Below are 12,170 nucleotides of genomic sequence, written 5' to 3' on the forward strand. Positions count from 1 at the left end.
CCGGAGTCAGTGCAGCGAGCCGGTCTCGGCGAAGCTCGCGTCGTGCCGCATCTTGTCCGAGAGGCCGGCCGCCTTGAGGTCGCGGCGGATCTCGTTCGGCAGGGCGAACATCAGCGACTCCTCGGCAGCCACGACGGGCGCGACGTCCTCGTACCCGCGCGCGGCGAGGTACTCGAGCACCCCGCGGACGAGGATCTCGGGAACCGACGCCCCGGAGGTGACGCCGACGGTCGAGACGCCCTCGAGCCAGGCCTCGTCGATCTCCTCGGCGTAGTCGACGAGGTGCCCGGCGCGGCTCCCGTGCTCGAGCGCGACCTCGACGAGGCGCACCGAGTTCGAGGAGTTGCGCGAGCCGACGACGATCATGAGGTCGCAGTCGGCGGCCATCTGCTTCACGGCGAGCTGGCGGTTCTGGGTGGCGTAGCAGATGTCGTCGCTCGGCGGGTCCTGCAGCGAGGGGAAGCGCTCGCGCAGCCGGCGCACGGTCTCCATCGTCTCGTCGACCGACAGCGTGGTCTGCGAGAGCCAGACGACCTTCTCGGGGTCGCGGACGGTGACGTTCTCGACGTCGTCGGGGCCGTCGACGAGCTGGATGTGCTCGGGCGCCTCACCCGCGGTGCCGACGACCTCCTCGTGGCCCTCGTGGCCGATGAGGAGGATGTCGTAGTCGGAGTCGGCGAAGCGCACGGCCTCGCGGTGGACCTTGGTGACGAGCGGGCAGGTGGCGTCGATGGTGCGCAGGTTCAGCGCCTTCGCCTCGTCGTGGACGACCGGGGCGACCCCGTGCGCGGAGAACACGACCGTGGCGCCCTCGGGCACCTCGTCGGTCTCGTCGACGAAGACCGCCCCGCGCTGCTGGAGCGTGGTGACGACGTGCTTGTTGTGGACGATCTCCTTGCGGACGTACACCGGCGCCCCGTAGAGGCCGAGGGCCTTCTCGACGGTGACGACGGCCCGGTCGACCCCGGCGCAGTAGCCGCGGGGGGCCGCGAGGAGCACGCGCTTGGTCGCATCAGGCATGCCTCCATCGTAGGTGCCGGTTCTCCACGACCCGAATCCGCGCTGCACCCCGACCCCCGTCGGCGGCCCCGCCTAGAGTGCGGTGCCATGAGCACCCCGGCGCGGCCGCCGCTGCCCGAGAAGGCGGCCGACACCTCCGCCGAGCACCCGTGGCCGGTGCGCCTGCTCTCGATGAAGATCGGCGAGTACGTCGAGAAGATGTCGGTGCTCTGGGTCGAGGGCCAGGTCGTCCAGCTGACCCGCCGCCCCGGGGCCCGCACCGCGTACCTGACCCTGCGCGACCCCGACGTCGACATGAGCCTGTCCTGCTCGGTCCACGTCAACGCCCTCGACGCGATGCCCGGGCCGCTCACCGAGGGCGCGCGGGTCGTCCTCCAGGCCAAGCCGTCGTTCTGGACCCAGCGCGGCTCGCTCGTCCTCGACGCCCGCCAGATCCGTCCGGTCGGGGTGGGCGAGCTGCTGGCCCGGCTCGAGTACCTCAAGCGCCATCTCGCCCAGGAGGGGCTCTTCGACCGCGAGCGCAAGCGGCCGCTGCCCTTCCTCCCCCGGCGGATCGGGCTGGTCTGCGGGCGGGCCAGCGCCGCCGAGAAGGACGTCGTCGAGAACACCCTGCGCCGCTGGCCGAGCGCCGTGTTCGAGATCCGGCCGGTGGCCGTGCAGGGGTCGGCCGCCGTCACCGAGGTCACCGCCGCCCTCGCCGAGCTCGACGCGCACCCCGAGGTCGACGTCGTCGTCATCGCCCGCGGTGGGGGCGGGGTCGAGGACCTCCTGCCGTTCTCCAACGAGGCGCTCCTGCGCGCGGTCGCCGCCGCCACGACGCCGGTCGTCAGCGCCATCGGGCACGACGTCGACACCCCGCTCCTCGACCTCGTCGCCGACCACCGGGCCTCCACACCCACCGACGCGGCGAAGGCCGTCGTCCCGGACGCCGAGGCCGAGCACCGCGGGGTGGAGGCGGCCACCGCGCGCGGACGGCGGGCCGTCGCCGGGCGGCTGCACCACGAGCGACGCCGGCTCACCGAGCTCTCGAGCCGGCCGGTGCTCGCCGACAAGGGGGCGTTCGTCCGCGGCCAGCACGAGGTCGTCGAGGCGCTGGTGTCGCGCGCCCGGCACCGGGTCGAGGCCGGGCTGCACCGCCAGCGCGACCGGGTCGACCACCTGCGCGTGCAGGCCCGCACCCTCTCCCCGCAGTCCACCCTCGACCGTGGGTACGCCGTGGTGCAGCAGTCGGGCGGTGCGCTCGTCACCGACCCCGCCGCGCTCGAGGCCGACGAGCTGCTCCGGGTCCGCGTGGCCCGCGGCGACTTCGGCGTCCGGGTGGTGGGGTCGAGCTAGCGGTCGCCCGGGTCGCCGGCCGGGGTGGCGAGCCCGGCCAGGTGGGCACGGACCACCGCGGCCATCGACCCCGGGTCCACGAGACCGGGGTGCAGCACGGCGTGGAGCGCCAGGCCGTCGAGGAGGGCGTGGAGGTGGACCGCCTCCTCCTCCCGCCGCGTCGGGCCGGCCGCCGGCCGGAGCGCGGCGACCACGCGCTCGGCGAGGCGGCGCAAACCCTCGTGGGCCTCGGCCGAGACCCGGCCCAGCCGCTCGTCGGTGCGGGCGAGGGTGACCAGCTCGAGCCAGACGGCGGCCTCGGCGAGCCGCTCGGCGTCGAGCGGCAGGACCTCCCCGCAGAGGTCGGTGAGGTCGTCGAGCGTGGGGGGTCGCTCGGCACGCCATCCGGCGACGCGGGTCGCCACCCGCGCGGCGACGCGCTCGGCGACCGCCTCCATCGCGAAGGCGACGAGGTCGGCCTGGCTGGCCGCCGTGTGCCGCATCGACCCGACCGAGAGGCCCGCCTCCGCGGCCACCGACCGGACGGAGACGGCCCCCACACCGTCGCGCCGGACGACGGCGAGCAGCGCTCCGGCGATGCGCTCGCGGCGCGCGTCGTGGTCGACCACCTTCGGCACGGCCCCTGTCTACCAGTCGGTCGACGCCGTGTGCAGGATTTTGATACGGTCGTACCAAATCGAGGAGGGGTCGTCGTGCTCGTCGCCGTCATCGTCACCTGCGAGGTCCTGTTCTGGGTCCTCGTCCTCGCGGGCCTGGCCGTGCGGTACCTGCTGCGCCGGCCGCGGCTCGGCGGCCGGCTGCTCGTGGCCGCGCCGCTCGTCGACCTCGTGCTGCTGGTCGCCACCGTGCTCGACCTGCGCGGCGGCGCGACGGCCACGACCGCCCACGCCCTGGCGGCGGTCTACCTCGGGGTGTCGGTGGGTTTCGGCCACTCGATGGTGCGGTGGGCCGACGTCCGCTTCGCCCACCGGTTCGCAGGCGGTCCGGAGCCCGAGCCGCGCCCGCGCTCGGGACGCGCCCACGCCGCTCACGAGCGCCGGGGCTTCGGCCGCCACCTCCTCGCCTACGCGGTGGGGGCGGGCCTGCTCGGGGTGGCGATCCTCGTCATCGGCGACCCCGACCGCACCGGGGCGCTGCTCGGGATGCTCCGGCTGTGGAGCGTCGTCGTGGCGGTCGACGGCCTCGTCAGCCTCAGCTACACGGTGCGGCCGCGTCCCACGGGGGTCGGCGCACGTCGGTAGTCTCGCGGCATGCCGAAGGACGCCGCCCGGGCCGCGCAGGCCGAGGAGCCGAACGCCGACGTCGCCTCGCTCGGGTACGAGCAGGCCCGCGACGAGCTCGTCGACCTCGTCGCCCGCCTCGAGAGCGGGCAGGTCGGCATCGAGGAGAGCATGGTCCTCTGGGAGCGCGGCGAGGCCCTCGCGGCGCACTGTCGCCAGTGGCTCGACCAGGCCGAGGAGCGCATCACCGCCGGCGACGAGTGAGCCGCCGGTGGTGGGTCCGCTCCCTCAGTCGGTCGGACGCAGCGCGTACGTGAGGATGACGTTGCCCACCGAGGTGGGGACGGCCTCGAGCAGCTCGAGGCGGGTCACCGGGACGGATTCGTCGAAGAGCCGGCGCCCGACGCCCACGACCGGGTGCGTCGTGAGGATGAGCCGGTCGACGACACCCCCGAGGAAGAGCGTGCGCACCGTCTCGATGCCTCCGCCGACCGAGATGTCTCCGCCCTCCCCCTCCTTGAGTGCACGCACGTACTCGACGGGGTCCCCCTCGATGCGGGTGGCGTTCCAGCCGAGGTCGCCCTCGAGGGTGCTCGTGACGACGTGCTTGCGCAGCGGGTTGATGTACTGCGCGAACGGGTCGTCGGCGGGCATGGAGGGCCAGAACTGCGACCACTCCGTGAAGAGGGTCCGGCCGAGGACCATGTCGGTCACCGGACCGATGACCCTGCCCATCAGCTCCCCCTCCTCGGGACCGAAGGCTCCGAACTGCCACTCGTTCGGCGACTCGGTGACCCCGTTGACGGAGCTGAAGAGGTGGGCGGTGACCGTGCGTGCCATGGGGAGCTCCTGCGGTGGTTCGGGTGGTTGTCCCCAGCATGGACCCGGCTCGGCACCGGAACTCATCGGAGCGCGCTGTCCGGCCTCGGCCGCTGGCTCTCGACGGGCGGTCGGGGTGCGGGCTCTCTCGGACCAAAAATGTTGTGCTGCAGCGCTTTCTCTGTGGATGACACCTTCCGCCGGCCGGCGCTTCGAGGTAGAATCAGGCATGGACAGGGGGACGACCAGCCGCCGCATCGCGGCACTGCGCGAGGAGTGCGCTGCGCTGGGTCGTGAGCTCGCCGACGGGGGTCGGGGACTGTCGGCGGAGGAGGCGTTCGGGCTCGCCGGGGAGGCGCAGGGGCTCGCGAACGCGGCCGATGCGCTGGTCGCCGTGGCGGGCGCCTGGGGGGCTCGGGTGGAGACGACGCTGCGGGAACCGGGTCCGTGGGAGCGGGTGCACCCGGTCGGGTTCGTCGACGCGATGGCTGCGACGGAGATGGCGCTGGCCTGCGGGCTGACCGAGGGGGTCGCGGGTCGGAAGGCCGCGCTCGGTGCCGCCCTGGGTGAGCGGTTTCCCCTGACCCGCGACCTGCTCCTCGCCGGTGACGTGGCAGCCGTGACCGCGCACAAGGTCGTCGATGCGTGCGCCGGCCTCGACGTCGACGCGTGTGTCCGGGTCGATGCCGAGCTCGCGGGCAGGCTTCCCGCGATGAACCCCGCCCGCATCACTGGCGAGGCGCGCAGGGTCGCGTCGCGGGTCGCTGCGGACCAGGTCGCCGCGCACGTGGCATTGCGGAAGCGTGGCCGCTGTGTGGAGACGAGGGCGGGCGAGGACGGGCTGACGGACTGGTTCGCCACCCTCCCGACCGCCACCAGTGCCGCGATGTGGTCCGCGGTCGAGCAGCTCGCGGGCGAGTACCGAGGCCTCGACGACACGCTCTCGCTCCCGGAGTCGAGGGCGGACGCGCTGACCGACCTGGTGCTGCGGAACGTGACCGTGACGGCGCAAGTCACCCTTGGAGTCCCGGTCGTCACCGACCGGCCCGCACCCGAACCGGTTGCCGGTGAGCGGTTCCGGGTCGACTGGGACGACGACGACACCCTGATCGACCACGTCACGGGTCAGGAGGTCCGCTACGGCGACCTCGACCCGGCCTCCCGCGAGGAGCTCTCCTGGATCGAGGAACCTCCCGAGCTCGTCGGCGACTGCGCCGACACCATGGCCGAGGTCACGCCCGGGTTCGCCGTCTCCGGCACCCACGTCCCCAACCTCGGCTGGGTCGAGCCCGCGACCCTGGCCAACCTCCTGAAGCTGCTGCCGTTCGAGGTCTCCCGGGCGGTGCTCGAGGCCGACACCGGCACCCTCGCCAGCCTCACCACCAGCGCCTACCGCCCCCCGAAAGCCATGCAGGAGTTCGTGAAGACCAGGGACGGCACCTGCCGCATGTGGGGCTGCACCCGCCCCGCCGAACGCTGCGACCTCGACCACGCCAGAGCCTGGCCCGACGGACAGACCACCCCCACCGGCCTGGAAGCGCTCTGCCGGCGCCACCACCGCTTCAAGCAACACGCCCGCTGGCGACCCGCCCTCGATTCCGACGGCACCATCACCTGGCACGGACCGAACGGCGCCACCCGCACCACCGAACCCCAGCACCGCCTCCTGCCCTGACCCGGCCCGGCTACAGTCCGGGCATGGTCGCGGGGATCGTCGTGCACTTCCATCCGGGACGACCACACGACGACGGCACGGTCATCGACGCCATCGCGGCCTCGGACCGGTACCGCAGCCAGTGGGAGACCCGGACGTCGAACGGCGGCCTGACCGCCGTCCCCGGAGGCGCCCGGTGGCGCTGGGAGAGCCGCCTCTTCGACGGCCGGTACGACGACGCCGACCCGACCACCCGCCCCGTGTACGGCGCGTTCAACCGCCGTGACGACTCCTACGGCGGGTCACCGCGGTTCGGGTCGGCCCACCTGCGGCTGCGGCCCGAGGTGCTGGACCGGGCCACCTTCTGCTGGCCCGACAGCGTCTTCCACCCGACGGCCGTCGGCGGGCCGGAGCGGCTCGACGAGCTCTGCCGACTCGCGGACGCCGGGGTGCACGACCCCACGCTGCTGCCCGAGGAGGCAGCGGGCCTCCCGCTCGACGACCCCCTGAACGACTACGTCGAGGCCCACGTCCACGGTGGGCTCGTCATCGCCCGGGACGTGGAGGCCGTGGTCGTCGACCCCAGCGACCGTGAGGCCCACGCGGAGGCGCTCGACCGGCTCGGCTGCCGCATCGAGGAGCACCCCGGCTACCGGGTGACCGCCGAGTCCATCGACCCGACGTACCGGGGTCCGGTGCCGGTGGAGCTCGCGCGCAGCCTCGGCGGTGAGATCACCCCGGCGCGGCTCGGTGAGGTCTGGCAGACGGCCGACCCGCAGGCGGTCAAGTGGCTCTGGCACTGCTTGGCCCGGTTCGGCCGCCGAGGGCTCGGACCCAGCGGCTCCCCCGGCTCCTCGTCCGCCGGCGGTCAGCGGGCGGCCTGGCGGCAGGCGCGCAGGTAGCGGCCGGCCATCCACGCCTGCACCCCACGGGTCACCGGCCCACCGAGCCGGGCCGCCCGGGAGGCCGCCGTCACGGTGAAGCGCACCCGCCCGTCCGGCTCCTCGGTGAGCACGAAGCTCTCCTCACCGTCCTCGGGATGGCCGGGCAGGGTGCCGTAGGCGAACCCGCGTCGCCCCGGCTCGTCGAACACCTCGACCACGCGCAGCGGGGCGCGCCACCCGACCGGTCCCACCCCGATCAGGAGTTCGGCGACGACGCCGGGCTCGACCCGCGGCGCGCAGGCCCGCACCCCGAGGCCGGCACCCGTCTGGACGCCCCAACGCAGGAGCACCTCGGCGCAGGCGTCGAGCGCGGCATCACCCATCACGAGGGACCTGGAGAGCACGTCGAACCCGGGCCGCGAGGTCCCCGCGAAGCCGCCGGGCGAGTCGTACGTGAGCGGCAGGGCGCGCAGGGTCGTGACGCGCTCGGCGTCGAGGAAAGCGACGCCCCGCGTCACCGAACCGGCTGGAGCGACTCGATGTACGTCGCCATGTCCTCGAAGCTCGCCGTGCCGGTGACGAGCGTCGCGAGCTCGCCGGACCCCGGCTCCGGCACCGAGAGCAGGCTGTTCTGGACCTTGTTGTCCCGCACGTACTTCTCCCACGTGCGCCCGGCGACCTCCATCGTCCCCTCGCGCGGGGCCCGGTTGGTCTGCGCGGCGATCCAGGCGCGGCTCGGGTCCTGCGTCTGCTCGACGGCGACGAAGGTGTCGGAGGGCGTGCGGTAGCCCACGTGCCACGTCATGAAGCCGTCCGTGACGCCGACGTAGCGGACCGAGGTGGGGCTCCACCCGGACGGCAGGTCCACGGGCTCGACGATCGGCCAGCCGGACTGCTGCTTCACCTCGAGGGCCTTGGCGTGCACGTCGACCGGCGGCCCGCCGACGCTGTCGACGCGCGGCACGAGGAGGACGAGCAGCAGCACCATGCCGAGCACCGCGAGGAGCGAGTAGACGAGGTTCTTCGTCGACCCCATCGAGTAGCGGCTCCGCGGCGGGGGCGCGTCGGCCGCCGGCGCGTCGGGCGGCGGCGCACCGGGCGTGCTGGGCGTGGTCACCCCACCATCGTCGCCGACGGACCCCGCAGACTCCCAATCCGTCGCGGCGATAGGGTTTGACCGCCGCCCGCGACCACCCGGCCGCGCCACGCGGCGCATCGCCTGCAGAGAGGTTGGGATGCCGTGAGCGCCACCGCGCCGCCGGTCGTCGTCGTCGGCGAGCTGCTCGTCGACATCGTCAGCTACCCCGACGGGAGCACCGCGGAGCACGTCGGCGGCTCGCCGGCCAACGTCGCCCTCGGGCTGGCCCGCCTCGGCCACGACACCCACTTCGCCTGCCTCGTCGGGGAGGACACCCGCGGCCACCGCTGCGCCGAGCACGTCGAGTCCGGCGGCGTGCACCTCCTGCCGGGCAGCCGCAGCGCCGAGCACCCCACCTCCACCGCCCTCGCGACCATCGACGACTCCGGCGCCGCCTCCTACGTCTTCGACCTGCACTGGAACCTCCCGCCGGTGCAGCTGCCCGACGGCACCGCCCACCTGCACACCGGCTCGATCGCCACCACCCTCGAGCCCGGCGAGGCCGAGGTCACCGCCGCCGTCCTGCGCGCCCGCGAGCACGGCACCGTCTCGTACGACCCCAACATGCGCCCGACGATCATGGGCGACGTCGAGGGCGTGCGCCCCCGCGTCGAGGAGCTCGTCGCGCTCGCCGACGTCGTCAAGTGCTCCGAGGACGACATCGAGTGGCTCTACCCCGGCGAGAGCGCCTCCGCGGTGATGGCCCGCTGGGCCGCGCTCGGGGCCTCGCTCACCGTCGTCACCCTCGGCGGCGCCGGCGTCGTCTGGCGGGCCGCGTCCGGCGAGGAGGGCCGCGCCGCCGCCCGCATCAAGGACGTCGTCGACACGGTGGGCGCCGGCGACTCGTTCATGGCCGGCCTCGTGTCCGGCCTCCTCGACGACGGCCTGCTCGGCAGCACCGACGCCCGCACCCGCCTGGCCGCCGCGACCCTCGCCGACGTCCAGCCCGCCGTCGACCGTGCCCTGGCCACGAGCGGCGTCACCGTCCGCCACGCCGGCGCGTACGCGCCCACGCGAGAGGAGATCCGATGACCGAGTTCGCCTACGAGGACCTCCTGCCCGTCGGCGCCGACGAGACCCCCTACCGGCTGCTCACCACCGAGGGTGTCGAGGTCGTCGAGGGCCCGGGCGGCCGGCGCTTCCTCCAGGTCTCCCCCGAGGCCCTGCGCCTGCTCAGCGAGACCGCGATGCACGACATCGCGCACTACCTGCGTCCCGCCCACCTCCAGCAGCTGGCGAACATCCTCGCCGACCCCGAGGCGAGCAACAACGACCAGTTCGTCGCGCTCGACCTCCTGAAGAACGCCAACATCGCCGCCGGCGGCATCCTCCCGATGTGCCAGGACACCGGCACGGCCATCGTCATGGGCAAGCGCGGCCAGCACGTGCTCACCGAGGGCACCGACGAGGAGGCACTGAGTCGCGGTGTCTACGACGCCTACACGCGGCTCAACCTCCGCTACAGCCAGATGGCCCCGGTCACCACGTGGGAGGAGCGCAACACCGGCTCGAACCTCCCTGCACAGGTCGAGCTGTACGCCGACACCGCCCCCGGGCACGAGACCACCTACAAGTTCCTCTTCATGGCCAAGGGTGGCGGCAGCGCCAACAAGTCGTTCCTCTTCCAGGAGACCAAGGCGATCCTCAACCCGGACGCGATGATGCGCTTCCTCGACGAGAAGCTGCGCGGCCTCGGCACGGCGGCCTGCCCGCCGTACCACCTCGCCATCGTCATCGGCGGCACGAGCGCCGAGTTCGCCCTCAAGACAGCGAAGTACGCGAGCGCGAAGTACCTCGACCACCTGCCGAAGCAGGGCGACCCCGCCACCGGCCACGGCTTCCGCGACACCGAGCTCGAGGAGCGCGTCCTCGAGCTCACCCGCCGGTTCGGCATCGGGGCGCAGTTCGGCGGCAAGTACTTCTGCCACGACGTCCGGGTCGTCCGGCTCCCCCGCCACGGCGCGAGCCTGCCGGTCGCCATCGCGGTCTCGTGCTCGGCCGACCGGCAGGTGCTCGGAAAGGTCACGCCCGAGGGCGTGTTCATCGAGCAGCTCGAGACCGACCCCGCGCGCTTCCTGCCCGAGCAGACCCACGACGGCCTCGACGACGCCCACGGCGTGTCCGGCACGGGCGCCGGCGCGGTCGTCGACGTCGACCTCAACCGGCCGATGGACCAGATCCTCGCCGAGCTGACGCAGTACCCCGTCAAGACCCGGCTCAGCCTCACCGGCCCGCTCGTCGTCGCGCGCGACATCGCGCACGCGAAGATCAAGGAGCGGCTCGACGCCGGCGAGGAGATGCCCCAGTACCTCAAGGACCACCCCGTCTACTACGCCGGCCCGGCCAAGACCCCCGAGGGGATGCCGTCCGGCAGCTTCGGCCCGACGACGGCCGGCCGGATGGACTCCTACGTCGAGCAGTTCCAGGCCGCGGGCGGCTCGATGGTCATGCTCGCCAAGGGCAACCGCAGCCAGCAGGTCACCGACGCCTGCAGGGCCCACGGCGGCTTCTACCTCGGGTCCATCGGCGGCCCGGCCGCCCGCCTCGCCCAGGACTGCATCAAGAGCGTCGAGGTGCTCGAGTACCCCGAGCTCGGGATGGAGGCGGTCTGGAAGATCGAGGTCGAGGACTTCCCCGCGTTCATCGTCGTCGACGACAAGGGCGAGGACTTCTTCGCCGCCGTGACCAAGCCCGTCGCGTTCACCATCGAGAAGAGGACCGGACTCCTGTGACCGAGACCCCCAGCACGCCCAGCACGGCCGGCGCCCCCGCCGACTTCGACGACCTGCTCGCCGCCAACGACGAGTTCGCGGCCTCCTTCGACCTCGCCGGCTTCGACGGCGTCGCGAGGGCCGGCGTCGCCATCGTCACGTGCATGGACTCGCGCATCGCCCCGCTCGCGATGCTCGGCCTGCACCCCGGCGACGCGAAGATCTTCCGCAACCCCGGGGGCCGGGTCACGCCGCAGGCCCTCGAGGCGCTGGTCCTCGCCGTGCACCTGCTGAACGTCGACCGCATCCTCGTCATCCCGCACACCCGCTGCGCCGTCGCCTCGAGCACCGAGGAGGAGCTCCAGCAGCGGGTCGGCGAGTCGGCCGGCGTCGACGCCTCGTGGCACGACTTCAACGTCGTCGCCGACCAGCAGGCCGCGCTCGAGCACGACGTCCACGTCCTGCGCTCGCACCCGCTCATCGGGAAGCGCGCCCTCGTCGGCGGGTTCATGTACGACGTCGACTCCGGCCGGATCAACCGGCTGGCGTGAGGGCCACCCTCGAGGCGATCGCGCTCCACCCGGTCAAGAGCACGGGGGTCCGCCCCGTGCAGCGCGCCACCGTGGAGGGCTGGGGCCTGCGCGGCGACCGCCGCTGGATGGTCGTCGACGCCACCGGAGAGTGCCTCACCGCGCGCGAGCACCACGGGCTGTTCGCCCTCACCGCGGACACCCCGGACACCGACCCCGACCTCCCGGGAGCGTTGCGGATCAACGCTCCCGGTCACCCGACCCTCGACCTCGAGGTGCCGCACGCGGACCCCGAGCCGGTGACGGTGCACGGACGTCCGCTCACCGGCCGCGACGCCGGCGCAGCCGCGACGAGCTGGCTGCGCGGCGCCCTCGGCCGCGACGACGTCCGCCTCGTGCACGTCGCCGACCCGCGTCCGCTCAACCCGGCCCACGCGAACCCCGGGGAGGCCACCGCCTTCGCCGACGGCTACCCCGTCACCCTCGCCTCGGCGGCCTCCCTGCGCCGGCTGCGCGACTGGGTCACCGAGACCGCCCTCGAGCGCGGCGAGGAGCCGGTCGACGTCACCGCCACCCGGTTCCGCCCCAACCTCCTCGTCGACGGCGACCTCGAACCCTTCGAGGAGGACGCCTGGGCCCGCGTCACCGTGGGCGCGGTCACCTTCCGCGTCGTCAAGCCCGTCGACCGCTGCGTGATGACGACCATCGACCCCACGACCCTCGCGAGCGGTCACGAGCCGATCCGCACCCTCGCCCACCACCGCCGCTGGGACGGGGCCACGTGGTTCGCGGTGCAGCTCGTGCCCGAGGTCGTCGGCGAGGTCCGTGTCGGTGACGAGGTGCTCCCCGGCCGGTAGGT

The 12,170-nt window shown here is 73.6% G+C and carries 14 protein-coding genes; 9 read left to right on the forward strand and 5 right to left on the reverse strand.

From position 1 onward, the window contains the following. Positions 1 to 6 precede the first annotated feature (6 nt). The gene (locus JQN70_RS06555) at positions 7 to 1,020 is read right to left on the reverse strand and encodes a 4-hydroxy-3-methylbut-2-enyl diphosphate reductase (RefSeq protein ID WP_204130517.1); all 1,014 of its coding nucleotides are present in this window, start codon (positions 1,018 to 1,020) and stop codon (positions 7 to 9) included. Between the two features lie 87 nt (positions 1,021 to 1,107). Here JQN70_RS06555 and xseA point away from each other — a divergent pair, with 87 nt between their 5' ends. Beyond that, positions 1,108 to 2,355 (forward strand): exodeoxyribonuclease VII large subunit, encoded by a 1,248-nt coding sequence (xseA, locus tag JQN70_RS06560; protein WP_204130518.1) that lies wholly within the window; start codon positions 1,108 to 1,110, stop codon positions 2,353 to 2,355. Here xseA and JQN70_RS06565 read toward each other — a convergent pair. Further along, positions 2,352 to 2,972 carry a TetR/AcrR family transcriptional regulator gene (locus tag JQN70_RS06565; protein ID WP_204130519.1) on the reverse strand — a complete coding sequence of 207 codons (621 nt, stop codon included), beginning with the start codon at positions 2,970 to 2,972 and terminating at the stop codon, positions 2,352 to 2,354. The genes xseA and JQN70_RS06565 overlap by 4 nt on opposite strands. 75 nt (positions 2,973 to 3,047) lie before the next feature. Here JQN70_RS06565 and JQN70_RS06570 point away from each other — a divergent pair, with 75 nt between their 5' ends. Together JQN70_RS06570 and JQN70_RS06575 are read left to right on the forward strand one after the other, a co-directional pair. Next, a complete protein-coding gene (locus JQN70_RS06570; protein WP_204130520.1) occupies positions 3,048 to 3,596 on the forward strand; it encodes a hypothetical protein in 549 nt (182 codons plus the stop codon). Between the two features lie 9 nt (positions 3,597 to 3,605). Continuing rightward, entirely contained in the window at positions 3,606 to 3,839 is a 234-nt protein-coding gene (locus tag JQN70_RS06575; protein ID WP_204130521.1) for an exodeoxyribonuclease VII small subunit, read from the forward strand. Between the two features lie 24 nt (positions 3,840 to 3,863). Here JQN70_RS06575 and JQN70_RS06580 read toward each other — a convergent pair whose 3' ends face one another. Beyond that, a complete protein-coding gene (locus JQN70_RS06580) occupies positions 3,864 to 4,415 on the reverse strand; it encodes a dihydrofolate reductase family protein (RefSeq protein WP_204130522.1) in 552 nt (183 codons plus the stop codon). 208 nt (positions 4,416 to 4,623) lie between these two features. On the opposite strand from JQN70_RS06580, the gene JQN70_RS06585 reads away from it, so the two are divergent. Together JQN70_RS06585 and JQN70_RS06590 are read left to right on the forward strand one after the other, a co-directional pair. Beyond that, a complete protein-coding gene (locus tag JQN70_RS06585) occupies positions 4,624 to 6,069 on the forward strand; it encodes an HNH endonuclease signature motif containing protein (protein ID WP_204130523.1) in 1,446 nt (481 codons plus the stop codon). A gap of 23 nt (positions 6,070 to 6,092) precedes the next feature. After that, positions 6,093 to 6,950 (forward strand): DUF3626 domain-containing protein, encoded by an 858-nt coding sequence (locus tag JQN70_RS06590; protein ID WP_204130524.1) that lies wholly within the window; start codon positions 6,093 to 6,095, stop codon positions 6,948 to 6,950. On the opposite strand, the gene JQN70_RS06595 is transcribed toward JQN70_RS06590, so the two are convergent. Together JQN70_RS06595 and JQN70_RS06600 are read right to left on the reverse strand one after the other, a co-directional pair. Then, positions 6,917 to 7,450 (reverse strand): DUF1990 domain-containing protein, encoded by a 534-nt coding sequence (locus JQN70_RS06595; protein WP_307835849.1) that lies wholly within the window; start codon positions 7,448 to 7,450, stop codon positions 6,917 to 6,919. The genes JQN70_RS06590 and JQN70_RS06595 overlap by 34 nt on opposite strands. Continuing rightward, entirely contained in the window at positions 7,447 to 8,049 is a 603-nt protein-coding gene (locus tag JQN70_RS06600) for a DUF4245 domain-containing protein (protein ID WP_204130525.1), read from the reverse strand. Before JQN70_RS06600 ends, JQN70_RS06595 begins: the two co-directional genes overlap by 4 nt. A gap of 123 nt (positions 8,050 to 8,172) precedes the next feature. Between JQN70_RS06600 and JQN70_RS06605 the strand changes: the two genes are divergently transcribed. The 4 genes from JQN70_RS06605 to JQN70_RS20840 are packed head-to-tail and all read left to right on the forward strand — an operon-like array spanning position 8,173 to position 12,168. Continuing rightward, complete coding sequence (locus JQN70_RS06605; RefSeq protein WP_204130526.1) at positions 8,173 to 9,102, forward strand: carbohydrate kinase family protein; 930 nt, start codon at positions 8,173 to 8,175, stop codon at positions 9,100 to 9,102. Continuing rightward, a complete protein-coding gene (locus JQN70_RS06610) occupies positions 9,099 to 10,802 on the forward strand; it encodes a fumarate hydratase (RefSeq protein WP_204130527.1) in 1,704 nt (567 codons plus the stop codon). Before JQN70_RS06605 ends, JQN70_RS06610 begins: the two co-directional genes overlap by 4 nt. After that, positions 10,799 to 11,332: a beta-class carbonic anhydrase gene (locus JQN70_RS06615; protein ID WP_204130528.1), complete on the forward strand. Its 534-nt coding sequence runs from the start codon at positions 10,799 to 10,801 to the stop codon at positions 11,330 to 11,332. Before JQN70_RS06610 ends, JQN70_RS06615 begins: the two co-directional genes overlap by 4 nt. Then, positions 11,329 to 12,168: an MOSC domain-containing protein gene (locus tag JQN70_RS20840; protein WP_204130529.1), complete on the forward strand. Its 840-nt coding sequence runs from the start codon at positions 11,329 to 11,331 to the stop codon at positions 12,166 to 12,168. The genes JQN70_RS06615 and JQN70_RS20840 overlap by 4 nt, the downstream gene beginning before the upstream one ends. Positions 12,169 to 12,170: the final 2 nt, after the last annotated feature.

The organism is Phycicoccus sonneratiae, assembly GCF_016887965.1.
GTDB classification, from domain to species: domain Bacteria; phylum Actinomycetota; class Actinomycetes; order Actinomycetales; family Dermatophilaceae; genus Phycicoccus; species Phycicoccus sonneratiae.

What these genes read in the sequence shown, in the direction of transcription:
- JQN70_RS06555 (WP_204130517.1), bottom strand. Translation starts at nt 1,020, where the DNA reads ATGCCTGATGCGACCAAGCGCGTGCTCCTCGCGGCCCCCCGCGGCTAC.
- xseA (WP_204130518.1), top strand. Translation starts at nt 1,108, where the DNA reads ATGAGCACCCCGGCGCGGCCGCCGCTGCCCGAGAAGGCGGCCGACACC.
- JQN70_RS06575 (WP_204130521.1), top strand. Translation starts at nt 3,606, where the DNA reads ATGCCGAAGGACGCCGCCCGGGCCGCGCAGGCCGAGGAGCCGAACGCC.
- JQN70_RS06580 (WP_204130522.1), bottom strand. Translation starts at nt 4,415, where the DNA reads ATGGCACGCACGGTCACCGCCCACCTCTTCAGCTCCGTCAACGGGGTC.
- JQN70_RS06585 (WP_204130523.1), top strand. Translation starts at nt 4,624, where the DNA reads ATGGACAGGGGGACGACCAGCCGCCGCATCGCGGCACTGCGCGAGGAG.
- JQN70_RS06590 (WP_204130524.1), top strand. Translation starts at nt 6,093, where the DNA reads ATGGTCGCGGGGATCGTCGTGCACTTCCATCCGGGACGACCACACGAC.
- JQN70_RS06610 (WP_204130527.1), top strand. Translation starts at nt 9,099, where the DNA reads ATGACCGAGTTCGCCTACGAGGACCTCCTGCCCGTCGGCGCCGACGAG.